The 23,793-nt window shown below is 68.7% G+C and carries 22 protein-coding genes and 1 pseudogene; 4 read left to right on the forward strand and 19 right to left on the reverse strand.

What is annotated here, in order from left to right; all coding sequences use genetic code 11:
• Positions 1-4 precede the first annotated feature (4 nt).
• Positions 5-1,066: a CDP-glycerol glycerophosphotransferase family protein gene (locus tag ACYVGY_RS08580; protein WP_460457293.1), complete on the reverse strand. Its 1,062-nt coding sequence runs from the start codon at positions 1,064-1,066 to the stop codon at positions 5-7.
• Here ACYVGY_RS08580 and ACYVGY_RS08585 point away from each other — a divergent pair.
• Both ACYVGY_RS08585 and asnB read left to right on the forward strand, forming a co-directional pair.
• Positions 1,062-1,853: pseudogene (locus ACYVGY_RS08585) on the forward strand (glycosyltransferase family 2 protein); the annotation flags it as partial. The gene ACYVGY_RS08580 and the pseudogene ACYVGY_RS08585 sit on opposite strands and share 5 nt — an antisense overlap.
• Before the next feature lie 134 nt (positions 1,854-1,987).
• On the forward strand, positions 1,988-3,880 hold the full coding sequence (gene asnB, locus ACYVGY_RS08590; RefSeq protein ID WP_460457072.1) for an asparagine synthase (glutamine-hydrolyzing): 1,893 nt from the start codon (positions 1,988-1,990) through the stop codon (positions 3,878-3,880).
• A gap of 18 nt (positions 3,881-3,898) precedes the next feature.
• On the opposite strand, the gene ACYVGY_RS08595 is transcribed toward asnB, so the two are convergent.
• The 9 genes from ACYVGY_RS08595 to ACYVGY_RS08635 all read right to left on the reverse strand — a co-directional run bounded on the left by ACYVGY_RS08595 (position 3,899) and on the right by ACYVGY_RS08635 (position 11,213).
• On the reverse strand, positions 3,899-4,375 hold the full coding sequence (locus ACYVGY_RS08595) for a GNAT family N-acetyltransferase (RefSeq protein ID WP_460457073.1): 477 nt from the start codon (positions 4,373-4,375) through the stop codon (positions 3,899-3,901).
• Between the two features lie 51 nt (positions 4,376-4,426).
• Positions 4,427-5,062 (reverse strand): superoxide dismutase family protein, encoded by a 636-nt coding sequence (locus ACYVGY_RS08600; protein ID WP_460457074.1) that lies wholly within the window; start codon positions 5,060-5,062, stop codon positions 4,427-4,429.
• 81 nt (positions 5,063-5,143) lie between these two features.
• Positions 5,144-5,536, reverse strand: coding sequence for a VOC family protein (locus ACYVGY_RS08605; RefSeq protein ID WP_460457075.1), 393 nt, complete (start codon positions 5,534-5,536; stop codon positions 5,144-5,146).
• Between the two features lie 52 nt (positions 5,537-5,588).
• Positions 5,589-6,992, reverse strand: a complete 1,404-nt coding sequence (gene ntrC, locus ACYVGY_RS08610; protein WP_460457076.1) for a nitrogen regulation protein NR(I) — start codon at positions 6,990-6,992, stop codon at positions 5,589-5,591.
• A 47-nt stretch (positions 6,993-7,039) separates the two neighbouring features.
• The gene (locus ACYVGY_RS08615) at positions 7,040-8,086 is read right to left on the reverse strand and encodes a two-component system sensor histidine kinase NtrB (RefSeq protein ID WP_460457077.1); all 1,047 of its coding nucleotides are present in this window, start codon (positions 8,084-8,086) and stop codon (positions 7,040-7,042) included.
• Between the two features lie 35 nt (positions 8,087-8,121).
• Positions 8,122-9,234, reverse strand: coding sequence for an acyltransferase family protein (locus tag ACYVGY_RS08620; protein ID WP_460457078.1), 1,113 nt, complete (start codon positions 9,232-9,234; stop codon positions 8,122-8,124).
• Positions 9,235-9,238: 4 nt separating this feature from the next.
• A complete protein-coding gene (locus ACYVGY_RS08625; protein WP_460457079.1) occupies positions 9,239-9,916 on the reverse strand; it encodes a hypothetical protein in 678 nt (225 codons plus the stop codon).
• Positions 9,913-10,797: an ABC transporter ATP-binding protein gene (locus ACYVGY_RS08630; RefSeq protein ID WP_460457080.1), complete on the reverse strand. Its 885-nt coding sequence runs from the start codon at positions 10,795-10,797 to the stop codon at positions 9,913-9,915. The genes ACYVGY_RS08625 and ACYVGY_RS08630 overlap by 4 nt, the downstream gene beginning before the upstream one ends.
• On the reverse strand, positions 10,794-11,213 hold the full coding sequence (locus tag ACYVGY_RS08635) for a GntR family transcriptional regulator (protein WP_460457081.1): 420 nt from the start codon (positions 11,211-11,213) through the stop codon (positions 10,794-10,796). The genes ACYVGY_RS08630 and ACYVGY_RS08635 overlap by 4 nt, the downstream gene beginning before the upstream one ends.
• A 119-nt stretch (positions 11,214-11,332) precedes the next feature.
• On the opposite strand from ACYVGY_RS08635, the gene ACYVGY_RS08640 reads away from it, so the two are divergent.
• Positions 11,333-12,373 carry an adenosine deaminase gene (locus ACYVGY_RS08640; RefSeq protein WP_460457082.1) on the forward strand — a complete coding sequence of 347 codons (1,041 nt, stop codon included), beginning with the start codon at positions 11,333-11,335 and terminating at the stop codon, positions 12,371-12,373.
• 51 nt (positions 12,374-12,424) lie between these two features.
• Here ACYVGY_RS08640 and ACYVGY_RS08645 read toward each other — a convergent pair whose 3' ends face one another.
• A complete protein-coding gene (locus ACYVGY_RS08645) occupies positions 12,425-13,765 on the reverse strand; it encodes a hypothetical protein (protein ID WP_460457083.1) in 1,341 nt (446 codons plus the stop codon).
• 134 nt (positions 13,766-13,899) lie between these two features.
• Positions 13,900-15,309: a type I glutamate--ammonia ligase gene (gene glnA, locus ACYVGY_RS08650; protein ID WP_460457084.1), complete on the reverse strand. Its 1,410-nt coding sequence runs from the start codon at positions 15,307-15,309 to the stop codon at positions 13,900-13,902.
• 222 nt (positions 15,310-15,531) lie between these two features.
• Here glnA and ACYVGY_RS08655 point away from each other — a divergent pair, with 222 nt between their 5' ends.
• On the forward strand, positions 15,532-16,326 hold the full coding sequence (locus tag ACYVGY_RS08655; protein WP_460457085.1) for an undecaprenyl-diphosphate phosphatase: 795 nt from the start codon (positions 15,532-15,534) through the stop codon (positions 16,324-16,326).
• On the opposite strand, the gene ACYVGY_RS08660 is transcribed toward ACYVGY_RS08655, so the two are convergent.
• From ACYVGY_RS08660 to ACYVGY_RS08690, 7 genes are all read right to left on the reverse strand, one after another.
• On the reverse strand, positions 16,323-18,350 hold the full coding sequence (locus ACYVGY_RS08660; protein WP_460457086.1) for a tetratricopeptide repeat protein: 2,028 nt from the start codon (positions 18,348-18,350) through the stop codon (positions 16,323-16,325). The two genes, ACYVGY_RS08655 and ACYVGY_RS08660, sit on opposite strands and share 4 nt — an antisense overlap.
• A 13-nt stretch (positions 18,351-18,363) precedes the next feature.
• Positions 18,364-19,383 (reverse strand): YheT family hydrolase, encoded by a 1,020-nt coding sequence (locus tag ACYVGY_RS08665; protein ID WP_460457087.1) that lies wholly within the window; start codon positions 19,381-19,383, stop codon positions 18,364-18,366.
• A gap of 1 nt (position 19,384) precedes the next feature.
• A complete protein-coding gene (locus ACYVGY_RS08670; RefSeq protein WP_460457088.1) occupies positions 19,385-20,176 on the reverse strand; it encodes a lysophospholipid acyltransferase family protein in 792 nt (263 codons plus the stop codon).
• Between the two features lie 69 nt (positions 20,177-20,245).
• The gene (locus tag ACYVGY_RS08675) at positions 20,246-20,626 is read right to left on the reverse strand and encodes a hotdog fold thioesterase (RefSeq protein ID WP_460457294.1); all 381 of its coding nucleotides are present in this window, start codon (positions 20,624-20,626) and stop codon (positions 20,246-20,248) included.
• Positions 20,627-20,684: 58 nt separating this feature from the next.
• Positions 20,685-21,293, reverse strand: a complete 609-nt coding sequence (locus tag ACYVGY_RS08680) for a YkvA family protein (RefSeq protein ID WP_460457089.1) — start codon at positions 21,291-21,293, stop codon at positions 20,685-20,687.
• A 98-nt stretch (positions 21,294-21,391) separates the two neighbouring features.
• Complete coding sequence (locus ACYVGY_RS08685) at positions 21,392-23,227, reverse strand: phospholipase D-like domain-containing protein (RefSeq protein ID WP_460457090.1); 1,836 nt, start codon at positions 23,225-23,227, stop codon at positions 21,392-21,394.
• On the reverse strand, positions 23,224-23,793 hold the full coding sequence (locus ACYVGY_RS08690) for a YceI family protein (protein WP_460457091.1): 570 nt from the start codon (positions 23,791-23,793) through the stop codon (positions 23,224-23,226). Before ACYVGY_RS08690 ends, ACYVGY_RS08685 begins: the two co-directional genes overlap by 4 nt.

Consider the following 23,793-nt stretch of genomic DNA (forward strand, 5'->3'; position numbering starts at 1 on the left):
CGCCTCAGCGGCCGCCCGGGCCCCAGTAGCCCAGCTCGCGGCGAATCTGCAGGCTGCGATAGTGCGATGACAGCGGCTTGCGCCGCAGTTCGCCCAAGTCGCCGGAAAGCAGTGCATCGGTGGCCGCCAGCACGCGCTCGCTGGCGCGGCCGTCGCGCAGGGGGTGGATGGCGTCGGCGTAGTCGGCAATGGCCTGGCTGAGCGCGGGCTCGGGCGAGAACGCGCGCGCAAGCACGGTTTGCAGCTGGTCGGGCTGGTCGAAGTCGATCATGTGTGGCTTCGGCGCGCGGTTGCGGAAGGTCACCACCGGCTTGCGCTGCACCGCAAACTCCGAGACCACCGAGGTGGTGTCGGCAAGCAGCACGTCGGCGGCGCGCTGGGCCGATATCAATCGTTCGGTTTCGATGAACACCGCGTTGTCACCCGCCAGGGCGCGGTATCGCGCGAACAGCTCCGGAGCGCATTTCGGATGCAGGGTGAGCAACCAATAGCGCTCGCCGCGGGCGACTTCAGCCGCGATCGCATCGGCCAGATGCGGTGCCGCGCTCAAGCGCTCCGTAAAGGTAGACGCGAACAGCACCACCGGTCGGCCGCCGGCACGCGCGCGCAGCGCATCGGCGTCGGCATCGTCGCCGCGGAACAGCGGGTCGAGCTTGGGCCAGCCGGTTTCGACCACGGCGAAATGACCTAGCTCGCGCGCCATCGCCGCGAACGGCGCGGTCGTCAGCGGCCCTTGGGTGCAGTAGAGGTCGAACAGGCCGCGAACGCGGAAGTGACCGCGATGATCGGCGCGCTTTTCGACGTTGAATCCGTGGAAAAGCTGCACTTTGGCCCCGGACACGAAGGGGGGCACGCTGTTGGCGGCGCTGAACACCGCGCGCGGGCGCAGCGCCACCGCGCCGCGCACGTCCACCGGGCGCACCGGCGACGGCAGCGTGGCCCCCGCGGCGCCGGCCACGAACAGGCTGCTGACGCCGTGCCCGGCGGCTTGCAGCGCGCTCGCCAGCGGCCCCAGAATGGGCATCGCATAGCGTTCCGTCGCGAACAGCAGGTATTCCGCCATCAATCTTCCCCAGGCCACGTCGCCGCGCATCTCAGCCTGCATTATCACGTTCAACGAGGCTGGCCGCCTAGCCGACTGCCTGGACTCGCTGGCGTTCTGCGACGAGATCATCGTGCTGGACTCGCACTCCACCGACGCCACCGTGGCCATCGCGCAAGCGAAGGGCGCGCGGGTGTACGTGCGTACCTTCGACGGCTTCCGCAGCCAGAAGTGCTTCGCGGTCGAGCAGGCAACGAACGACTGGGTGCTTTGCCTGGACGCCGACGAGCGCGTCAGCCCGGAGCTGCGGGCTTCGATCCTGGCCGCGCGCGACACCGGTTTCGCGAATGTCGCCGGCTACCGCTTCGCGCGCCTGTCCGACTACTTCGGCCGCTTCCTGCGTCACGGCAACGCCTATCCCGACCGCGTGCTGCGCCTGTTCAACCGGCGCCAGGGCGGCTGGCGTGGCAAGCGCGAGATCCACGAAGCCGCCAGCGTGGACGGTCCGGTGCACACCCTGGCCGGCGACCTGATCCATTACCCCTACCGTTCGCTGGAACAGCAGCTGGCCAAGACCCAAAAGTACGCGCGGATGATGGCCGAGCACGAATTCGCGCGCGGCAAGCGCGCCTCGCTATTGAAGCTGGTGCTGTCCCCGGCGTGGCGGTTCTGGCGCGGCTATCTGTTCCGCGGTGGCTTCCTGGACGGCTGGCATGGCCTGGTCTACGCCTACGTCCGCGCCAACTACGTCCGCCAGAAAACCGTAATGCTCTGGCTCCTCCAAAACCACCAGCCCATCACCGACCCTCCGGCCGCCCAAGCGTCAGCCCCGAACCCGCCCCCTGTAGGAGGGGCTTCAGCCCCGAACCTGCCCCCTGTAGGAGGGGCTTCAGCCCCGAACCCTGGCCAAAGGCCAGGCGCTCCCGCCCCAGGCCAAGACGCCTGATGTGCGGCATCGCCGGCGCCTGGCACCCCGACGCACGCGAACCTGAGGACGCCCTACTCGCCCTGGGTCGCCGCCTCGGCGCCGCCATCGCCCACCGCGGTCCCGATGACGCCGGCGCCTGGGCGGACCCCGCGGCCGGCCTGGTGCTCGCCCACCAACGCCTGGCCATCGTTGACCTGAGCCCCGAAGGCCACCAGCCGATGAGCTCGGCCGACGGCCGCTGGCTGATCGCCTTCAACGGCGAGATCTACGACCACGCGGCAATCCGCGCCGAACTGGTGGCCCTGGGCCACGGCTTCCGCGGCCGCTCGGATACCGAAGTACTGCTGGCGGCGATTTCACAGTGGGGCGTCGAGGGTGCGCTCACGCGCGGCAACGGCATGCTCGCCTTCGCCGCCTGGGACCGGCGCGATCGCGTGCTCTGGCTGGCCCGCGACCGCCTTGGCAAGAAGCCGCTTTACTACGGGCACAGCGACGGCCGCCTGGTCTTCGGCAGCGAACTGGCGGCGCTGCGCGCGCTGCCCGGCTTCCGCGCTGAAGTCGATCCGGATGCGCTGGCGCTGCTGCTTCGCTTCGACTACATCCCGGCGCCGCATTCGATCCTGCGCGGCGTGCGCAAGCTGCCGGCCGGCCACCTGCTGCGGCTCGATGCCGCGGCGGTCGCAGCGACGGACCTGCCCGCGCCGCGCGCCTGGTGGACTGCGCTGGACGCGCAGCGCGCCGCGATAGCGCGCGGTTTCGACGGCGACGAGGCCGCGGCGCTGGACCAGCTCGATGCGCTGTTGCGCGACGCCACCGCCCTGCGCATGGAGGCCGACGTACCGCTGGGCAGCTTCCTCTCCGGCGGCACCGATTCGTCCTTGGTCACCGCGCTGATGCAGGCGCAGTCCTCGCAGCCGGTTCGCACGTTCTCGATCGGCTTTGACAACGCCGTTCACGACGAGAGCGCGCAGGCCGCCGCCGTCGCCGCGCACCTGGGCACCGCCCACACGCCGCTGCACGTCGACGGCAAGGCCGCCCTGGACCTGGTGCCGGAGCTGCCGCGGCTGTTCGACGAACCCTTCGCCGACTCCTCGCAAATTCCGATGACGCTGCTGTGCCGGCTGACCCGCCAGCACGTCACGGTGGCGTTGTCGGGCGACGGCGGCGACGAACTCTTCTTCGGCTACCGTCGCTACGCGCGAACGCTAAAGAACGACGCGTTGCTGCGCCGCCTGCCGCGCGCGGCGCTGGCCAGGCTGGCGGGTGAGCCCGGCGAACGCGCACGCCTGGGCGGCTTGGCCGCGCTACGCGCCGAACTCGCCGCCGGCGACCTGCAGGGCCTGGCCCGGCACCGCGTCAGCCACTGGCGCGATCCCGAAACAGTGGTGATGGGCGCCCGCCGCCTCGCCACCGCCTACGACGACCCGGCGGCGATGCCCGGGGTCGGCACGCCCGGCGACGCGCTGATGGCGCTCGACACCGCCTGCTACCTGCCCGAAGACATCCTCACCAAGGTGGATCGCGCCAGCATGTCGGTGGCGCTGGAAGCACGCGCGCCCCTGTTGGATTACCGCGTCGCCGACTTCGCCTGGTCGCTGCCGATGGCGATGAAGTACCGGGCCGGCGAGCTCAAGGTGCTGCCCAAACGCCTGCTCGAGCGCTACCTGCCGCGCGAAATGGTCTACCGCAGCAAGGCCGGCTTTGGTGCGCCGGTGGGTGACTGGCTGCGCGGACCGCTGCGCGACTGGGCCGAAGCCCAGCTTTCGGAACAGCGACTACGCACCGAAGGCCACTTCGATCCGGCACCGATCCGGGCGCTGTGGCGTGAGTTTCAGGCCGGCGAACGCAAGTGGCACACCCATCTTTGGGGCGTGCTTATGTTCCAGGCTTGGCGGGAAGGCTTGCGCTGACTTTCCGCGCGCTGCTTTCTATTCGCTAGCCGGACGCTTGGGCATGGCGGCTTCGTACATTTTGTAGCCGGCGTCGGCCATGCCCAGCGATTCGTAGGTGGCTTGGGCGTTGGCGTTGTGGTGCTCAACGTAGAGGCGCAGGCCGCAGACGTCTTCGCGGGCTTCAGCCGCCTGCTTCACGTGGTCATAGAGCGCGGCGTAGACGCCCTGGCGACGATGCTCCGGCGCGACGTAGACGCTTTGGATCCACCACCAGTCGCCGTTGCGCCAGTCGCTCCACTCGTAGGTGAGCATCAGGGTGCCGGCGACTTCGCCACGGCGCTCGGCGATGAAGTAGCGACCGCGACCGGGCTGGTTGAACACGGCGCGGATGCCTTTGCTCACGGTATCGAGGTCGAGCGCCTTGTCTTCGGTTTCCCGGGCCATGGCGACGGCCCAGTCGGCCATGCGCGCGATGTCGTCGAGGCTGGCGTTGCGAATGACGATGTCGGACATGGGCTTCCCGTGGGGTGGTGGCGCGCCCAGCTTAGCGGGCGCGCCGCGGTCTTATTGCGCGGGGCCGGCGTCGACCGGCGCGGGGTTGGCAAGCTCGATCACGCCGCAGGCAATGCGGCCGCCGGCATCGCCGGTGGGCTGGGTGGCGTAGTCGTCGGCCTTGGCGTGGACGATCACGCCCTTGCCGATGATGTCGTTGGCGCCGCCGCTGCCGATCTCCAGCCCGGTGAGCATCTGGTCGACGGTCGCTTCGCCGTTTTCGCCGGCTACCTGGTTCGGGATGTCGCCCGCGTGGTGCTCACCGCCGGCTTCGCGGTTGCCGTGCGGCTGCTGCGCCGGATTGAAGTGGCCGCCGGCGCTGGTGGCATCGGGCGCGCTGCAGTCGCCGAACTCATGCACATGGAAGCCGTGCGTGCTGCCGGCCGGCAACCCGGTGATCGTGCCGGTGACGCGCACGCCGCCGTTGTCGACGTTGAACATCAGTTCGCCCCCTGCGCCGCTGTCACCGACCGCCGCCAAGGTGGTTCGGGCGGAGGCCGCAAGCTGGGCTTGCGTGATCTCGGGCGCAGACGGTGCCACCGGCGCTTCCGGCGCCGCAGGTGCCTGGGGCTCGGGCGGCGCGGCCGGCTGGCAGGCGGCAAGCGCGACGACGGAGCTCAACAGCAGGAAGGAGCGAAACGGAGTCATGGCGATCCTTGACGTTGGGTGGCGGGTGGCGGGTGGACAGCTTGGGCATAGCGGCATTAACGCTGGGTCAAGACGCACCGGTCAGGTGGGACGATACAGGGCGCAGAGCTTGTTGCCGTCCGGGTCGCGGGCGTAGGACAGGTAGAGCGCGCCGGCGGCGTTCTCGCGCAAGCCGGGCGGGCCTTCGCAGGCGGTTCCGCCGTTGGCGACGGCAACGTCGAGGAACTGCTGCACCTGTTCGGGCGAGGTGCACTTGAACCCGAGGGTAAAGCCGTTGGCGACCGTGGCGGACTCGCCGTTGATCGGCTCGGTCACACAGAAGGTGCTGCCTTCATGCCGATAGAACAGGCGCTTGTGGCCGGTGCTGGCCGTGTTCTCGAACGCGGCGCCGGCGCCCAGGAAGCCCAGCAGGGCGTCATAGAAAAGCTTGGCGCGGGCAATGTCGTTGGTGCCGAGCATGACGTGGCTAAACACAGTGCATCTCCTTGGGTGGTTTGAACGGCGCGTGCTGCGCCGCAGCGTGGCTTTAGCGTGATTTCCTGGGCCGGGTGGTGCCCAGCTTGCGGGTGATCGTGTTCCTTCCGAGCCCCAGTTTCTCCGCCGCCTGCTGCCGGTGGCCTTCGGTGTGCGCCAGGGCGGTTTCAAGCAATACCTGGTCGAAGCGTTCGCGCAGGATGGCATTGAGGCCGGTTTCGCCGCGGGCGAGCGCTTCGCGCACCGCCTGGGCCAGGCTGCGGGTCCAGTCATCGATGGCCGGGGCGCTGCCCTCGCTGCGCAGGGCCTGGCCTAGCTCCCGCGGCGTGATGGTTTCGCCGGGCGCCAGTGCGACCAGGCGCCAGCACAGGTTTTCCAGCTCGCGGACATTGCCCGGCCAGTCGTGGCGCTCGAGTCGCTTCAAGGCTTCGGGATGGAAGCGCTTGGCGGGTGCGCCGAACTTCTTCGCGGCCTGCGCCAGGAAGCGCGCGGCCAGGGCCGGAATATCGCCCTTGCGCTCGCGCAGCGGCGGCAGCCGCAGGCGGACCACGTCCAGCCGATGCAGCAGGTCGGCGCGGAAGCTGCCCTCGCGGACCTTGGTGTCGAGGTCTTGATGGGTGGCGGCGATGACGCGCACGTCCACCTTGATCAACTCGCGGCCGCCGACGCGGAAGAACTCGCCTTCGGCCAACACGCGCAGCAGGCGCGTCTGCAGCGAGGCCGGCATGTCGCCGATCTCGTCCAGGAACAAGGTGCCGCCGTCTGCCTGTTCGAAGCGGCCGACATGGCGCTTCTGGGCGCCGGTGAAGGCGCCGGCCTCGTGGCCGAACAGTTCGCTTTCCAGCAGCTCGGCCGGAATCGCCGCGGTGTTGAGTGCGACGAAGGGTTTGCGTGCCCGCGGTGATTCGCGGTGCAGGGCGCGCGCCACCAGCTCCTTGCCGGTCCCGGTTTCACCCGTGATGAGCACCGACAGTGGCGCCTGCGCCAGCCGGCCGATGGCGCGGAACAGTTCGCGCATGGCCGGCGCGTCGCCGACCAGTGCGTCACCGATCTCGGGGGCCGGCGCTTCGCTTTTGGGCTCGGCGGCCGGCAGTGCGCGAGCGGCCAGGGCCACCGCTTCGTCCAGGTCGAAGGGCTTGGACAGGAACTCGTGGGCGCCGCCGCGGAACGCGCCGGCGGTGCTGGCGATGTCGGTATAGGCCGACATCACGACCACGGGCAGGTCGGGGCGTTTGGCCTTCAGGCTATCGAGGAAGGCCAGGCCGTCCATGCCGGGCATGCGCACGTCGGTGAACACCAGGTCCGGCGGATCGCCGTCCGCCAGGGCGTCCAGGGCCTGCCGCGGGTCCTCAAAAGCGCTGACCGCGTAGCCGGCGTCGCGCAGCGCTTCGGCCAGCACGAAGCGGACGGTACGGTCGTCGTCAACGACCCAAAGTCTGGCAGCAGGCACGGTCATGGCGGGAAGTTTGCACCTTTACGGTGCAAGTGGCGAGAGCGGCGACCTCAGGCTGAGCCGTCGGGATCACTGTCCTGGACCGGGATCAACAGCGCGAACACGGTATGCCCCGGCCGCGAGCGATAGCTCAGTGAGCCGCGGTGTTCGCGGGCGACCTGTTGGGCCAGCGACAGTCCCAGGCCACTGCCCTCGGCGCGACCGGATACCAGCGGCAGGAAGATCCGCTCGGCGAGGTCCTCGGGCACCCCGCGACCATCGTCGGCGACCTCGACCCGCACGGCCAGGCGGTGCGCGGTGTCGCCGATCAGCACATGGTGTTCGGCGCGTGTGCGCAGCCACACCTGCGAGGCGCCGGACTCGAGCGCGTTGCGCACCAGGTTCCAGAGCGCCTGCGACAGGCGGTCGGCGTCGCCGGGGAATTCCGGCAGTGACGGGTCGAAGTCGCGCACCAGCTTGATCGACCAGCCGGCCTCGTTCTCGGCGAGCGAGCGCACACGCTCGAGCACCGCATGGATGTTGGTGGGTTCGAAATCGCGCGGCGGCGCCGGGTTCAGCAGGCGATCAACCAAGGCCGCGAGGCGGTCGACTTCGCTACCTATCAGCTCCACCAGCTCGCGCGCGTCGTCGCTTTCGACGCGACGGCCCAGGAGCTGCGCCGCGCCCTTCATGCCGGCCAGGGGATTGCGGATTTCGTGCGCCAGGCCCTTGAGCGCCGCCGACAGTGCGGCGGGCAAAGCGGTGGCGGGATCTTCGCCGGGGAACTCGTCGGCCGGGTGGGCTTCGAGCCGCAGGCCGCCGTCTTCGGTACGCGCCAGCCAGACGTCGGCGAAGCGGTCGGAATTGCTTGGGAAACGCACGCGGGCGCGTCGAATCCTCAGCGGTTCGCCGCTGGGCAGCAAGCGCGGTATCAGTCCAATGATGCGATCGCCTTCCGCATCCAGCTCGCCCAGGCCCATGCCCACCAGCCGGCGCGCACTGACGCCGAGCCAGCTGGCGAAGGCCGGATTGCAGCCGAGCAAGCGGCCGTCGGCGTCGAGCCACGCCAGCGGGGTGGCGAGCGTTTCGGGCGAAGGGGGCGGAGTCGGGACCGGCATCCGCGAAGTCTAGTGCAAGGCCGTCGGACCCGCGCTCAACCCACGAAGCGCCGGAGCGGGGTGTGTCGCACCAGCAGCTGGTAGCTCAGCAGGCAGCCCGCCAGGGTGGCGCCGCAAGCCAGGGCGAACTTGAGGCTCCAATGCCACGCCTGGTCCATCAGCGCGTACTGCAGCGCGAAAAGCAGCGGCAGATGCAGCAGGTAGGTCCAGTAGGCCGATTGCGCGAGGTAGCGCATCACGGCGCTGGAGCGATCCAGCAGGCGCTGACCCAGCAGCAGGCTAAGCACCGTGAGCCACACGCTCAGGCAAGCCTCCAGGGCGGCGACGCCCCAGGACGCCTCGGGCTGCGGCCCGACTGCAAGCTGCCGCAGGAACTCCGCGTAAAGCACGGCGCTGGCGAGCGCCAGCCACGGCCACAGCCCGCGGGCGCGAACCAGCCAATCCGGCCGGGCATGCACCGCCGTGCCCAGCGCGAAGAACGCGCCGTAGAAAGCGATGGCCCAGAACTGGGGTACCAGTCCTTCGGGGGCGGGGTGCGGCGCACTCACCGAAGCCAGCGCGGGAATCAGAACCACCGGCAACCCGAGCAGCGCCCAGGCCGGATGCCGCGCAAGCAGCCAGGCGCCGACCCGCCCCAATGCCAGCGTCCGCAGGCCCCAGTGCAGCACCCCGAACAGCAGCAGGTAGTAGAGGAACCACAGGTGGCCGGTGCCGGGCGGGAGCCGCGGCGGCTCCGGCTGCTGCAGCCACTCGCGCACCATCGCCAGGAACGGGGACGGGTGCTCAACGTTCGCCAGCGCCCAGCCGGTGCTGGCAGACATCGCCCACCCCATCAGCGGCAATGCCAGCACGAAGGGCACCAAAATGCGCCGCAGACGCTGGCTCGCCAGCGCCACGCCGCCGCGGCGTTCAATCACCCAGGCCGCGAAGAAGCCCGCCACCAGGAAGAACAGCGGCATCCGCACCAGGTGCAGACCCCAGACAACAACATCCACGCCGAGGCTGTTCTGCCGGTCGGCGGTCGGGAAGAATCCGTGCATCAGCGGGCTGTATGCCAGCGCGGCGTGGAAGAACACGCCGGCCAGCATCGCCAGCGCGCGCAGGTGGTCCATGTAGTGCAGCCGCTCCGGCGCGACGGGCACGGCCATGGGCTCAGTAGAACGCCGGCTTGCGGGCGTGGTGCCAGGCGGTGGCGGTGACCACCGCGATCGCCAGCACGACCAGCGTCGTCAGGATCGCGAGCGCCGGGGTCGTCCACACCAGCGCATCGACGCTGATGCGGTCCTTGATCTCCGGCACCTGCGACAGCGCCATGATGTACGGGTTGATCAGCACCATCGAGCCGATCATCGCGAACGTCGCCCAGCCCTCGGACTCGACCGACATCGCCACCGCCAGCGACACCGAGAATGCGAACAGCACGTATCCGAAGATCAGCAGCGAGTACACGAACAGCCCGTCGGGCAGCGGCGTGAACAACACCACCGCCAGCGTGCCGGCCAGGATCACGCCGAACGGCACCAGGAAGGTGATCAGGTTGCCGACCAGCTTGGCTACCGTGAAGTCCAGCGGCGACACCGGCAGGCTCATCACGAACGCGAGCGTCTGCTCTTTTCTTTCGACAATCAGCGAGGTCGAAATCGAGAAGCACGCCACCGACACCATCACGATGATCAACATCAGCGAGCCGACGTAAAACGCCCAGGGCTTGGCCAGCCCCAGGAAGCACAGCGCGACGATGCCGGCCAGTACGTAGATCGCCAGCTGCTTCTGGAACAGCTGCCAGTCCTTGGCGACCAGCAGGCGGATCACGGGGATATTGAGGGTCATGCCACGCCTCCGGTGCGTACGGCGGTTACGAAGATGTCTTCCAGCGCCATCGGGTCGTGGCGTTGTACCTGCAGCCCCTGCGCCGCCAGGCGTGCGGGCAGGTCGGCATGCCAGTTGCGTGCCTTGATTTCGACCAGGCTGCCGTTGGCGCGGGCGCTGGCGATCTCCGGCCAGGCCTCGATGCCGGGCGGCAGCGCGCCCTGGCAGACCACGCGACGCCAGCTGTCCATGAAGACGTGCTTGTCGGCCGACGCCACCAGCCGACCCTGGTGCAGGAAGGTGATGGTGTCGGCCAGCTGCTCGACGTCGTGGGTGTTGTGCGACGAGAACAACACGCTGCGCTGTTCGTCGCGAAGCACGTCGGCCAGCGCTTCGAGAACCTCGAGGCGCGCGACCGGGTCCAGGCCGGTGGTGGGTTCATCGAGCAGAAGCAGGCGCGGGCGGCGCGCCAGGCACAGCAGCAGCAGGGCCTTGACCCGCTGGCCGTGCGAATAGCCGCCTACTGCCTGCTCGGGCCGCAGCTCGAAGCGCTTGACCAGGTCGGCGGCGTAATCCTCGGACCAGCCGGGATAGATGCCGCGCATCAGGTCCATGTGCCAGCGCAGGCTCTGGCCGCGATACAGGCGCATGTCCTCGGCGGCGAAGCCGATGTCGCGCTTGGCCGCGACCTGCGCTTCCGGCAGGCGGTGGCCGAGCACGGTGACGCTGCCGGCGTCGGGCGCGGCCAGGCCGGTAAGCAGGCGCAACAAGGTGGACTTGCCGGCGCCGTTCACGCCGACCAGGCCCATGATCTGGCCTTCGGGAAGTTCGAGCGAGATGTCCTGGAGCGCGAAGTGCGGGTAGCGCTTGCCGATCCCGGACAGGGAGAAGGCGAGGGTCATGGCGTTTTTCCTTGCGGGGTGGCGGCAGGCGCCGCATCGGGTTCGGCGGCCTGGTCGATCAGGCGGTGCAGTTCATCGCGCGGCAGGCCCAGCCGCGCGGCGCAGGCCAGCAGGGCCTCGAGCTGGCGCTGCAGTTCCTCGTGCATCAGCACGGTGGGCAGGTCGCTGCGCTCGGCCACCACCGACCCCTTGCCCTGGCGGGTGGCGATCACCCCGGCGCGCTCCAGATCCTCGTAGGCGCGCCGGACCGTGATGACGCTGACCCGGCTGGCCGCGGCCAGCTCGCGGATGGAGGGCAAGGCTTGCCCGGCCGCCCAGTCGCCAGCCATCACCTTGGCGGTGACCTGGTCGATGATCTGCTGGTACATCGGCCGGGGGTCGCTGGCCGAGAGGAAGAGTTCGGGGTTCACGGGCATCACTGTGCTTCTACAATATGCACAGTATGCACAGTGGCGAGCGGGCCGGCAAGCGACGCTGAGGGACCCCATTTTGGCTTTCGGGCACACTCGGGCCCTGTCCGCTTGAAGCGATCGCGATGCCCTCTACTCCGAACCTGCCCTTGGCCGACTTCCTGCGCGGCCTGCCCAAGGCTGAGCTGCATATCCATATCGAAGGCTCGCTGGAGCCCGAGCTGATCTTCGCGCTGGCCGCCCGAAACGGCGTCTGCCTGCCCTACGAAAGCGTTGAAGCGCTGCGCGCGGCCTATGCGTTCACCGACCTGCAGAGTTTCCTCGACATCTATTACGCCGGCGCCAGCGTGCTGCTTGAAGAGGCGGATTTCTTCGACATGGCCTGGGCGTACTTCCTGCGTGCGCAGGCGGACGGCATCGTGCATGCCGAACTGTTCTTCGACCCGCAGACCCACACCGCGCGCGGCGTGCCCTTCGCGACGGTGATCAACGGCCTGCATCGCGCCTGCCAGCGCGCCGAGGCGGAGCTGGGCATCCGTGCGCGGCTGATCCTTTGTTTCCTGCGCCACCTCAGCGAAACCGAAGCCTTCGACACCCTCGACCAGGCCCGGCCGCATCGCGACAAGTTCATCGGCGTGGGCCTGGACTCCAGCGAACTGGGCCACCCGCCCGAGAAATTCGCGCGCGTGTTCGCCGCCGCCCGGTCCCTGGGATTGCGCGCCGTGGCACACGCGGGCGAGGAAGGTCCGCCGGCCTACATCTGGAGCGCGCTCGACGACCTGAAGGCCGAGCGCATCGACCACGGCGTGCAGGCGGTCCACGACGCCGCGCTGATGAAACGCCTGGCCGAGGAACGCGTTCCGCTGACGGTCTGCCCGCTGTCGAATCTGAAACTGCGGGTGTTCGACACCCTGGACCAGCACAACCTGCGCGAGCTGATGGCCGCCGGCCTGCTGGTCACGATCAACTCAGACGACCCGGCCTATTTCGGCGGCTACCTGCACCAGAACTACCTGGAAACCTTCGAAGCCCTCGGGCTCGAGGCCAGCGACGCGGTCACGCTGGCAGCCAACAGCCTGGAGGCCAGCTTCGCCAGCGCCGAGCAGAAACAGGCGGACCGGGCGCGTTTGCTCGCCTATTGCGCCCAGGCCGGGCTGACGAACTGACGACGCCGCTGTGCCGGCGCTTCGGCAAAACACCCGCGCTGCCACATGGACTCAGAGCGAGACGCTGAACTCGGGTTCCTGCTTCTTCGGCGGCGCTGTGAGCACGATGCTTAGCGCGTCGCCCGCCGCGCCGGCCTGCACCGCGTAGCCGGGCGACGCACCGGCAACCGCGGCCGCTTCCCGCGTCATCCGGCCCTCGGCCACGGCCAGCGCCGCCAGCTGCAGCCGCAGCTTGGCCGCGTGGTCGAGCATCCGCGCCTGGTACTGGCGGTAGTCAACGCCGCTCAGGCCGCTGAGGATGCAGCTTATGACGGCACCCCAGCAGGTCGGATCCGACATTTCGACTATCTGGTGGCGCGACACCGGAACGTGGCCCGCCAGTACCTGCTCACGGTAGTCGTCCCGGCAGGACTCGGCATAGCGCCCCGCGATCCATGCGTCCTGTACATCGGCGTCGAAAGCGACCAGGCGCATGAACAGATCGCGCGGGTACCACTTTCCCGCCAAGGCATCGTCAAGCTCATGGGTGAAGCGCGACACCATGCGGAATTCGCCGCGCAGCGCTTCGCATATCAGGTAGTCCTCGCCGCGCACCGACGCCAGCGCGGGGGCGCAATCCGCCGGCAGCGGCGTCTCCGGTGAGGCGCGGCGCACTTCGAGCAGCAGGCCGGCGGCGCCATTGGCCAGATTGCCCATGACCATTTTGCCGACAAGATCGGTGCTGCCGGCGCCGTGGCGACGGGCACCGGCGAGGATGCCGCAGGCGCGCGCCAGGGCTTCCGACGTGCGGCCTTCCACGGCGTCGAGGGCGGCCGCCGTCAGCGGCAGCCGAAGCGTCTGGTAGGCCGGCATTGGAGCCGACGGGCTGGGCGGGAAGGGACTGCGCAGATGCTCGCTGGCCAGCGCCTGCGCGGCCAGGCGCGTGCGATGCTCCTCTCGCGCCAGCAGTGCACGCACCTCGTCGGTGTTCTCGCGCACGAAGGCCAGGCAGCCCGCGGGGTCCCATTTACAGGAAGCCAAGGCCAGGTCCACGGGGTCGCGCGGTGGGTAAGGACTGTCCTCGAGCAGCGCATAGTTCAGGCCAACGCCGGCCTCGTCCGGCGAACCGGATGAGTTCAGAAGATCGCGGTCGCGGCGTCGTTCGAAGGCGGCGAACCGCTCGACCTCGCCAGCGAGCGCGGCATCGAGCCGGCTCTCGGGCACGACGTGGTCAATCAATGCCAGGGCGGCGAAGCCATTGCTGCCCGCCACCGGCGGCAGCGATACCGACAGCAGCGCTACGTCGGCCCGCGCTTCATCGCTGACGGCAAACCAGCGCAGCGTGGCCGCCAGCAGCACGGCCACCCCCGCGAGCACCAGCAAGCCAAGAAACGATTGCCTGATCCACTTCATCGCGCACCCCTGGGTTGTCGTCGAATCCTAGCCGCAGTTTCGCGAAAACGACAGGCAGGGGGATTTCGATCCGCCTAAAAAGAAAGCGGTCCGGTTTTCACCGGGCCGCCTCTTAGTCACGAAAAACCGACCGCTCAGAGGCCGTAGTACATCTGGTACTCGAGCGGATGCGTCGCCGCGCGGAACTTGGTCACTTCCTGCATCTTCAGCGCGATGTAGCCATCAATGAAGTCGTCGCTCATCACGCCGCCGGCCTTGAGGAACTCGCGGTCCGCGTCCAGCGCGTCCAGCGCCTGGTCGAGCGAATGGCAGACGGTCGGGATGTTCTTTTCTTCTTCCGGCGGCAGGTCGTAGAGGTCCTTGTTGCTCGGCGCGCCCGGATCAATCTTGTTCTTGATGCCGTCCAGGCCGGCCATCATCAGCGCGGTGAAGATCAGGTAGCCCGAGTTCATCGGGTCGGGGAAGCGCATCTCGATGCGGCGCGCCTTCGGGTTGGACACGTAGGGAATACGGCAGCTGGCCGAACGGTTGGAGGCGGAGTAGGCCAGCATCACCGGCGCTTCGAAGCCCGGCACCAGGCGCTTGTAGCTGTTGGTGGTGGAGTTGGCGAAGGCGTTGATCGCACGCGCATGCTTGAAGATGCCGCCGATGTACCACAGCGCCATCTGGCTGAGGCCACCGTAGCCGTCGCCCGAGAACAGATTCACCCCGCCTTTGGCCAAGGACTGGTGCACGTGCATGCCGCTGCCGTTGTCGCCGACCAGCGGCTTGGGCATGAAGGTGGCGGTCTTGCCGTTGCGGTGGGCGACGTTCTTGATGATGTACTTCATCATCATCAGCTCGTCGGCCTTCTTCACCAGCGAATTGAACTTGGTGCCGATCTCGCACTGGCCGGCGTTGGCGACCTCGTGATGGTGCACCTCCACTTCCTGGCCGGCGGCCATCAGTAGCTTGCACATCTCGGCGCGGATATCGTGCAGCTGGTCGGTCGGCGCCACCGGGAAGTAGCCGCCCTTCACGCCCGGACGGTAGCCGCTGTTGCCGCCCTCGTACTTCTTCTTGCTGTTCCAGGCCGCTTCCTCGGAATCGATCTCGAAGAAGGTGTGGCCCATGTCGTTGGCGAAGCGCACGGAGTCGAAGATGAAGAACTCGGGCTCCGGGCCGAAGAAGGCCTGGTCGGCGATACCGGACGCCTTGAGGTAGGCCTCGGCGCGCTTGGCGACGCCGCGCGGGCAGCGCGAATAGCCCTGCATGGTGGCGGGGTCGAGCACGTCGCAAACCAGGATCAGGGTCGGGTCGGCGGTGAAGGGGTCGAGCACCGCGGTGTCCGGATCCGGCAGCAGGACCATGTCGGACTCATTGATACCGCGCCAGCCGGCGATGGACGAGCCGTCGAACATCTTGCCGTCCTCGAACAGGGCCGGCTCGACAATAGACGCCGGGAAGGTGACGTGGTGATGCACGCCGCGCGGGTCGGCAAAACGCAGATCAATGAATTCGATCTCGTGGTCCTTGATCAGCTTTTCGATATGGGCAAGCGACATGTGCGCGACTCCGGCAGGGAAAGGGGTAGTGGGTGGGTTGCAAGGCGCGTGCCAAGCCAAGACTCGGCGCAAGCATCCGTTTTTATTAGATATTATTATTTAATCCACACCAAAAATCCCTTCAATGGTGCATTTGATGACCATAAATGCACCCGTATGGTGCGGCAGCTCGAGCGCCTGGCTCGCGTATGCTCCCGCCTTTGGCCATCGAAACCCGCACCCGTGAACGAGCTGCTGTCCGCCCTTCTGCTGGGCATCATTGAGGGACTCACCGAGTTCCTGCCGATCTCGAGCACCGGCCACCTGCTGATTGCCCAGCATTGGCTGGGTGCGCGCTCGGACCTGTTCAACATCAGCATCCAGGCCGGCGCGATCCTGGCCATTACCCTGGTCTACCGGCAGCGGCTTTGGCAGTTGGCCACCGGTCTGGGCCAGGCCGAACATCGCCTCTACGCGCTGAAGATCGCCGTGGCCTTCGCCGTCACCGCCGCGGTGGGCCTGCCGGTGCGCCTGCTCGGTTGGGAGCTGCCCGATGCCGTGAGCCCGATCGCCTGGGCGTTGGTGATCGGTGGCGTGTGGATGCTGGTGGCCGAACGCATCGCGGAAGGCAAACCGCCTTCGGATGCCCTCACTTGGAAGGTAGTCGTGGCCGTGGGCCTGGCCCAGGTGGTGGCCGGCGTGTTCCCCGGCACCTCGCGTTCGGCGGCGGCGATTTTCATGGCCTTGCTGCTAGGCATGAACCGCAAGCCGGCCGCCGCTGAGTTCGTGTTCCTGGTCGGCATTCCGACCATGTTCGCTGCCAGCGGCTACGCGCTGCTGGAAACCGCGCTGGAGGGCGGCATCGGCGACGAAGACTGGACCAGTCTCGGCGTCGCCTTCGTGGCGGCGACCGTGACCGGCTTTGCCTCGGTGCGCTGGCTGCTGGGCTATATCGCCACGCACCGCTTCACGCCCTTCGCCTGGTATCGCATCGGCTTGGGCGTGGCCCTGCTGCTGGGCCTGCCGGCAGGCAGTTAGTCCGCCGGATAGCCCAGGCGCACCGCGACCGGCGTCAGCCGGGCCAAGGCCTCGGCGAACTCGGTGCGGTAGTGGCGCCAGTGGCCATCCGGAAGCTCGGGGCCCTTGCCGCGCACGCCCGGCAGCGGATTCTCCAGTCCCAACGCCTGCTCGATGATCGCGCTGGCTTCGCCGGCGTCGCCGTCGAGGCGGGCAATACGCACGCGGTCCGGATTCGCATCGCGATGGTCGGCCAAGGCCTCGAAGCAGCGCGCCAGCCAGTCGGCCGAGGCCTGGGGGTCGGGCGCCGGCACGTAGTTTTGCAGGCTGCCGTACACAAACCAGTTCATCAGCGCCTGACGCGGATCCGCTATCAGGGCCAACACCGTGGCGCCGCGCAGCGCCGCCAGGGTGTAGGGATCGAGATGCGGCAGCCAGTCCACCGCCGTGGCCGGATCCAGTCCGGCGGACGCGAAGGCCGCGGTCCAGCTGGCGGCACTGCCGGCACGCGCGTGGCCCGGCGGGAAACGCATCAGGCCAAAGCCGTCGCCGGCCGAGACGATGTTGGCCCGCTCCAGGCCCAGGCGGGCGCCCAGCGCCTGCTTGGCCGTGACCAGCACGAATTCGGCGCGCACGCCGACCGGCGCCCAGACCAGGGTGCCGCTGATTTCGCCTTCGGGCACCTGTTCGGCCGGCGCCACCGACGGTGGCGGCACCATGCGCGACTTGTCCGGCAGCTGGTGCAGCATTTCTTTCCAGCGGGCCGCGGCCTCCGGATAGCGGCCGGCGCCGTCCAGCGCCAAGCCCGCCCAAGCCAAGAGGATGCGCCGGTGCTCGGGGTCGCCCGCCTCGGCCAGCATGCGGCCGGCGCGGGTCAGGGCTTGCTCGAGGTCTTCGGCCTGCTCGACCTCCAGCTTCACCATGCCGCTGCGCAGCAGGCGCGGCTCGATGGCCAGGGCGCGGTCGGCCCAGGCCGAGGCTTCGGCCAGGTCACCGCGGTTGCGGTGGTACTCGGCGAACATGTCCAGGCAGGCCGGGTGGCCGGGCTGTGCGACCAGCCAGCGGTTAAGCAGGTCGAGCACCTCGGGCGGCGGCTGGACCGCGGCCGCCGCCAACTGCAGGCGCAGCAACCACAGCTCGACTTCGTTCGGCGCCTTGGCAAGGGCCGCCTCGACCCGGGCGATGGCTTCCGGCGCGCGCGCGGTGCTGCCCAGCATCTGGCTGAAGCGGCGCAGACTCGGCAGGTGCAGGGGCTGCGCGTCGAGCACGCGCGCCATGTCCTCGAGCGCCGCGGTGCCCTGGCCCTGCTGCAGGCGCAGCTCGGCGCGCAGGCCGACGGCGTCCAGGTCGGCCGGGAAGCGCTCGATCAGTTCGTCCAGGGTCTCCAGGGTCGCGGGGCGTTTTTGCTGGCGGCGCTGGGCTTCGACCAGGCCGCGCAAGGCGACGCGTGGCCGCGCCGGATCCAGCCGCAGCGCGTTCGAAAGCGCCTGCTCGGCGAACACCCACATCTGCCGCTGCAGGTAGGCAATGCCCAGCGCCAGCTGCGCCGAGGCCATGGCTGGCTGGGCCTTCACGGCCGCGGTGTAGCAGCGCAGGGCGTGGTCGGTTTCACCCTTGGCCTGGGCAACGTGGCCTTCGGCCAGCACCACCAGGGGATGGCCGGCATCCACGCGCTGGGCCAGGCGAAGATTGCGATCGGCCTCCGCGCGGTCGTCCCGGGCCAGGGCGGCATGCACCTGCATCAGGTAGGCCACCAGGGAATTGGGGTCGAGCGCGACCGCCTGCTGCAGGCCGTCGGTGGGCTTGCCTTCGGAGAGGTCGAGCGCCGCGCGCGTGGCGTGGAAGTTGCCGCGTTCGGGATCGAGCGCGATCGCCTTGTCCAGGGCCTGGCGGGCGCCGTCGCCGTCGCCGGTCGCTTTCAGGGCGATGCCCAGCAGGTGCCAGGCCTCGGCGTTGGCCGGTTCGGCCTCAACCAGTTGGCGGGCGGTGGCAAGGGCAAGGGCGAAGTCGCCCTGGCGCAGGGCGTCGTGGATGCGAGCAAGCATGGGCAGGCGTGTTCTAGGCGGAAACGGCGATTGTATCCCGTGCCGGCGCCACGGCTGCCGACAAACGTTCGGTCACCCAGCGCTCGGCGTAACCGCGAAGGTTCACGCCCTCAAGGAAGCCGCAGTGCCCGCCGAAATCGGCGATTTCCACGCTTGAATGCGCCGGCAGGGCCAAGCGCGGGAAACCAGCCACCGGGATCACCGGGTCATCGGCCGAGGCCAGTACGCTCACCGGCACCTGCAGCCCGGCCAGGCGATCGCCGGCCACGGCATAGCCATCGAAATATTCCTCGACGCCGGCCAGGGTCGTATGCCGCTCCACCAGCCAGCGCGTCAGGCTGCGCATGTCCTTGGCCAGCACGCTGTCGTCGAAATCGTGATGGCTGGGAAACAGCGCGCGCTTGATCACCAGCGAACGCCGCCACTTCTTCATGAAGTACCAGTGATAGAAGGGTTGCGCCGATTCGAGCGTGCGCATCACCGCCGACGGATCGATCGCCGGGCACACCGCGGCCGCATGCACCAGCGGGATGCCCGCGGCCGGCGCCGCCAGCGCCAAACGCAGCGCGAAGTTGCCGCCCAGCGAATAGCCGGCCGCCAGCATCGGCTGCGCCGGGAAGCGACGCGAGACCTCGGCCGCCGCCTGCACCACCTCGGCCAGCCGGCAGGAGTGGAACAGGCCTTCGTTGAGATGATGGGTGTCGCCGTGGTCGCGGAAGTTGAGCCGGAACACTTCGAAACCGCTGGCCAGCAGCTGGGCGGCGGTATGGCGCATATAGCTCGACTCGCTGCTGCCTTCCCAGCCGTGCAAGAGCAGCACCAGGCCGCGCGATGGCGCATCGGCCTTGGGCAGGTGGCTGTGGAAGCCCTGCAGGCGAACGCCGTCTTCGACGCTGATGATGTGCTCGGCGGTCTCGGCGCCCAGGCGCTGCAGTGCGCGCAGGCCGGCGGCGCGACGCAGCGGCGCCGAACTCAGCACCGACTGCAGGTGTGGATTGCGAAGCCAGCGCGGCGGGCGATAGGCGCTGACCATCTCAGCCAGCCATGGCGGCGATGATGCGTTCGCGACAGGTTTCGGCCATGCGCCGGCGGCCGTCCTCGCTCGACGCCACCGGCTCGAGGAAATGCACCTCGGCCACGCGCCCGGGTTCACCGAGCAGGCGCAGGAAATTCTGCAGGAAATTCTCGCGCGGACCGAAGGCGACGATGGCCTGGGCGTCGCCGCGGGCGCCGTACTTGAGCGCCACCGGCTGCGCCGGCACGCTCGCCAGCACGGCGGGCTGGAAGATGCGCGCATGGAAGGTGCCGATGGCGTCGCCGCCCAGGGTGCGCCCCTCGGGGAATACGCCGACCGCCAGGCCCTGCTCCAGGCGCTGCACCATCTGGTGCATCACGCCGTGCAGCGAATCATTGTTGCCGCGGTGGTGATAGATGGTGCCGCCGCGACTGGCGACCCAGCCCACCAGCGGCCAGCGGGCGATTTCGGCCTTGGCCACGAAACCCATCATGCGCTGGCTGTGCATCAGCTCGATGTCGATCCAGCTGACGTGGTTGGCCACGAACAGCGCCGCACCCGGCAGCGGCGTACCGTAGCGGCGCAGCCGGAACCCGAAGATGCGCATCAGCGTGCCCGACCACCAGCGGATGATGCGATGGTCCAGGCGTTCGCCGCGCAGCTCGATCCGCGCCGAGATCGGATTGATCATCAGCAGGGTCAGCGGCAGGCCCACGCACAAGTGCAGGCACAGCAGCGGCAGACGCCAGAGGTAGCGCAGCGGGCGGCGCCAATCCTGGGACGGACGAGCCGTTTCGGTGGGTGCGGACATTGACGGCATTGTGCCGTAGCCGCGCCGAGTAAACACCCGACGCTGCGGTACGTGGCCGGGCGGCGCCGATCAGGCGCCGATCACCGCCGCGGTCATGCGCGAGATGCAGGTCAGGCGGCCCTGGGCGTCCTCGATGCGGATTTCCCAGACCTGGGTGGCGCGGCCGAGATGAATCGGCCGGGCGGTGCCGGTGACCAGGCCTTCGGTAACGGCACGCAGGTGGTTGGCATTGATTTCGATGCCCGCGGCCTGCTGCTTCAGGGCCGGGTCCAGGCACAGATAGCCGGCCATGCTGGCCAGGGTCTCGGCCAACAGCACCGAAGAGCCGCCGTGCAGCAGCCCGAATGGCTGCCGCGTGCGTTCATCCACCGGCATGGTGGCGCGCAGGAAGTCGTCGCCCAACTCGGTCAGCACGATGCCCAGATGCCCGGGGGCGGTGCCCGCGAGCATTTGGTTCAGGGTCGCGACGTCCGGCCGGTGGCGGAAGGGATCGGCCACGTTAAAGCGCTTAGCGGACGCGCATCAGGCCGGGACGGAAGGCGCTGGTGTAGCTCTTGCGCGCATAGCCCGAGCTGTCGCCGTAACCGCTGCCGCCCTGGCGGTTGCGGCGGCGATGCATGCGGTCCACCAGCTCGTCGCGGCGGGCTTCAAGCCAGTCCGCCCGACCGACGGTCGACGGATCCAGACCGCGGCGCTCGGCTTCGCCCTGGCGATATTCGCAGAACTCGTCGTAGGCCTCGATCTCGTGCTTGAGCTCCTTCACGCACATCTCGATGGCGATGGCGTCATCGAAGTAGCCCAGCACCGGCACATGGTCCGGGATCACGTCGGACGGGTCGGCGAAGTAGACCAGGGCCGACAGCACGCGCTGACGGTCTTCCTCGGGCAGGTGCCAGCCTTCGTCGCGCGACATCGCGATCAGGGCGTCCAGGCGGTCAAGACGCTCGGCGATGAAGTCCGGCACTTCGACCTTGTTGGCCTCGACCAGCAGCTTGGAAGCCGCGGCGATGATGTCGTCAGCGGACTTGCTGCCGGCGGAGGCGCGCGCTTTGGCCAAGGCCTGGTTGAAGTGCTCAAGGTCGCGATCGGAAAGTTCGAAGCTGATGGCAAGAGGCATGCGAGGGTGTCCGGCGGGAGTTACAAGAACCCGAAGCCTAGGCCCGGGCGCGGGCGGCGTCAATCGAACGCAAGCCAGCGCGACAGGGGCCACGCCGCTTACAAGATCGGAACGAGGCCGGCACCAAAGGCGGTCAGGATGCGGGTGTAGACGGTCTTGAGCGGCAGGTCCACCTCGGGGAAGGCGCCCACGTCCTCATAGCATTCGTAAAAGCCCGGCTGGCCCGGCGGGATCGGATTGCAGCCTGGCCTGAGCTCGTAACTGGTGGCGTAGGGGAAGGGCCAGATATCAAAGATCGGCAGCTTCTCGGACAGCTTGCCCAAGCTGTAGTTAAGGCCCGACAGCACCGGCGGCTTCTCCTGGGCGGCGATCAGCCAGGCATTCTCCGGCCGCATGTCGCGCTGGATGCTGGCCAGCAGGGCGCCGGCGAACACCCGGTCGTGCACCACCACCATTGATTCGGTGTTGTAGTTGTCCGAGCGGGGATCGAAATTGTGGCTGCCAACCACGCCGATGCGGTCGTCCACCACCAGCGACTTGGCGTGAAGGCCGACCCGGATGCCAGCGCGTTTGAGCGGCACCGGCCCACTGGACGAGCCCGACGAGCCCGAGCCGAACATCGGCAGGTGCGCGGCACGCGTCTCGCCCAAGGCGCCGGTGGCCTCGACGTTGATCGGGGCGTCGCTCGGATAGGGCTTGTACTCGAAGATGCGGAAGCCCAGCTCGCGAAGATAGAGGCGCTTGTACTTGTGGCTCATGGCATAGACCGGGAACGCGTCGGTGGCCGCAAGGGAATTGGTGGACACCCACACCGTCGGCCTGTCCTTGCGCCTTTGCAGCTCGCGAAAGAGCTTTCGCGCCGGGCGCGAGAGCACCAGATAGGGCGTCTGGATAACCAGCTCGTCGCGGGTGCCTTCAACCAGGTCGCGCATCGCGATCGACGCGTCCTCCCCGGCCTTGAGCTCGCCTTCGTGCTTCTCGGGCAGGTCGGCAAAGAACTCAACGCGGCCCACCGTCAGCCGCAAGGGCTGCATCCTCGCCATCACGGCGCTGCCATCGCCGGCCTCCTCGCGCATGGCGTCAACCCGCAGCGTACGCACCGCGCCCGGATCAAGCAGCGCGTTCGGCGGCACGCCACCGTGGCGGTGCAGGCGCTCGGCCACGTCCTTGAGCTCCTCGGCCGGGCGCGAACGCTCGTAGCTCCAGAACGCGTCGAAGTTGTCGCCCATCGCTTTCACCACCGGGCCCATCACCAGGATGTCGCGATCGCGGTAGTTGTAGCCCTCGGCCCAGTCGAAGTAACGGTCCTGGATATTGCGGCCGCCGGTGATGCCGGCCACGCCGTCCACCCGCACCAGCTTGGTGTGCATGCGCTGGTTGAACTTGGTGAAACAGCACAGGATGCCGGCCGCGTACTGCAGGCTCTGGGTCTTGGCTTCGTCGAAGGTCGGGTTATAGAGACGCAGCTGGAAGTTGGCGTGCTGGCCGGCCAGGGTCGCCTGCAGGTTGGGGTCGGGCAGGCCGTAGAGCTGGTCGAGCAGCACGCGCACCTTCACGCCGCGGCGCGCCGCCGCCAGCAGCTCCTGAAGCACCAGGGTGCCGCTGTCGTCCTTGTCAAAAATGAACATCTGAAGCTCGATGCTTTCGCGCGCGGCGCGGATCAGATGCAGGCGCGCCAGCAAGGAGTCCTGGCCGCGGTCGAGCAGCACCACCTCGTGCCGCGGCGCGTCCGGCGATGAGGCGGCCACCGCCGCGTGGCCAAGCGCGAGCAGGGGCGATTCGACCGCACAGTCCACGCCTTCGCGGCAGCCGACCGTGGTGCTTCGCGCCTGCAGGGCGAGGTCGGCCATGTCCTGGCGTTCGCGCACGGACAGGCTCGAGCAGCCAGCCAGCAGCAGGAGCAGGGCGAAGGAAAGGCGTGGGAGTTTGGTCATGGGGCGACAGCGTCGCGCAATCGCACCCGGAAGTCGAAGCCTACTTCGTCGCGGACCCAGACCCGCTGGCTGGTCATGCCGAAGGCGCGGCGGCTGATCTCGCCCTGGACCACGATGTCGCAGTCCCGGCCCGGCCGGTCGCAGCCGGCGGGAAGCAGCGAGAACGTGACCCCCCGGGTCTTGCCGCGCAGCTCCAGCCGCCCCTTGAGCGCGCCGCCGGACGCCAGCAGAGCCTGCGGGAACCGCTCGGACCGGAACCGGATTTCTGGATGAGCCTCGACGTCCAGGAACTTGGCCGACCGGGTGCTGCGCAGCATCCAGGCCGGGCCGTCGAGTTCGAGGCCCCGGGCATCCACCCGCACCTGCACCCGCCAGCGGCCCGGGCTGTCCTCGAGCAGCTCCCCTTCGATGCGACGAAAGCGGCCGGGCACCGGTCCGGTCACCCGCAGGGACACCTCGAACGCGGCGCGGGAGGCGACCGGATCAACGGCTTCACGGGCGGGTGCGGCGTGGGCGTTACCCATCGCGCCAGCCAGGCAAAGCCCGCCCAGCCACGCCAGCCTCAT

This window comes from Arenimonas alkanexedens (assembly GCF_054781355.1).

Excerpts from the sequence above, each read along its gene's own strand:
- asnB (WP_460457072.1), top strand. The coding sequence starts at position 1,988 with ATGTGCGGCATCGCCGGCGCCTGGCACCCCGACGCACGCGAACCTGAG.
- ACYVGY_RS08595 (WP_460457073.1), bottom strand. The coding sequence starts at position 4,375 with ATGTCCGACATCGTCATTCGCAACGCCAGCCTCGACGACATCGCGCGC.
- ACYVGY_RS08600 (WP_460457074.1), bottom strand. The coding sequence starts at position 5,062 with ATGACTCCGTTTCGCTCCTTCCTGCTGTTGAGCTCCGTCGTCGCGCTT.
- ntrC (WP_460457076.1), bottom strand. The coding sequence starts at position 6,992 with ATGACCGTGCCTGCTGCCAGACTTTGGGTCGTTGACGACGACCGTACC.
- ACYVGY_RS08615 (WP_460457077.1), bottom strand. The coding sequence starts at position 8,086 with ATGCCGGTCCCGACTCCGCCCCCTTCGCCCGAAACGCTCGCCACCCCG.
- ACYVGY_RS08620 (WP_460457078.1), bottom strand. The coding sequence starts at position 9,234 with ATGGCCGTGCCCGTCGCGCCGGAGCGGCTGCACTACATGGACCACCTG.
- ACYVGY_RS08625 (WP_460457079.1), bottom strand. The coding sequence starts at position 9,916 with ATGACCCTCAATATCCCCGTGATCCGCCTGCTGGTCGCCAAGGACTGG.
- ACYVGY_RS08630 (WP_460457080.1), bottom strand. The coding sequence starts at position 10,797 with ATGACCCTCGCCTTCTCCCTGTCCGGGATCGGCAAGCGCTACCCGCAC.
- ACYVGY_RS08635 (WP_460457081.1), bottom strand. The coding sequence starts at position 11,213 with ATGCCCGTGAACCCCGAACTCTTCCTCTCGGCCAGCGACCCCCGGCCG.
- ACYVGY_RS08640 (WP_460457082.1), top strand. The coding sequence starts at position 11,333 with ATGCCCTCTACTCCGAACCTGCCCTTGGCCGACTTCCTGCGCGGCCTG.
- ACYVGY_RS08645 (WP_460457083.1), bottom strand. The coding sequence starts at position 13,765 with ATGAAGTGGATCAGGCAATCGTTTCTTGGCTTGCTGGTGCTCGCGGGG.
- glnA (WP_460457084.1), bottom strand. The coding sequence starts at position 15,309 with ATGTCGCTTGCCCATATCGAAAAGCTGATCAAGGACCACGAGATCGAA.
- ACYVGY_RS08660 (WP_460457086.1), bottom strand. The coding sequence starts at position 18,350 with ATGCTTGCTCGCATCCACGACGCCCTGCGCCAGGGCGACTTCGCCCTT.
- ACYVGY_RS08665 (WP_460457087.1), bottom strand. The coding sequence starts at position 19,383 with ATGGTCAGCGCCTATCGCCCGCCGCGCTGGCTTCGCAATCCACACCTG.
- ACYVGY_RS08670 (WP_460457088.1), bottom strand. The coding sequence starts at position 20,176 with ATGTCCGCACCCACCGAAACGGCTCGTCCGTCCCAGGATTGGCGCCGC.
- ACYVGY_RS08675 (WP_460457294.1), bottom strand. The coding sequence starts at position 20,626 with ATGCTCGCGGGCACCGCCCCCGGGCATCTGGGCATCGTGCTGACCGAG.
- ACYVGY_RS08680 (WP_460457089.1), bottom strand. The coding sequence starts at position 21,293 with ATGCCTCTTGCCATCAGCTTCGAACTTTCCGATCGCGACCTTGAGCAC.
- ACYVGY_RS08685 (WP_460457090.1), bottom strand. The coding sequence starts at position 23,227 with ATGACCAAACTCCCACGCCTTTCCTTCGCCCTGCTCCTGCTGCTGGCT.
- ACYVGY_RS08690 (WP_460457091.1), bottom strand. The coding sequence starts at position 23,793 with ATGAGGCTGGCGTGGCTGGGCGGGCTTTGCCTGGCTGGCGCGATGGGT.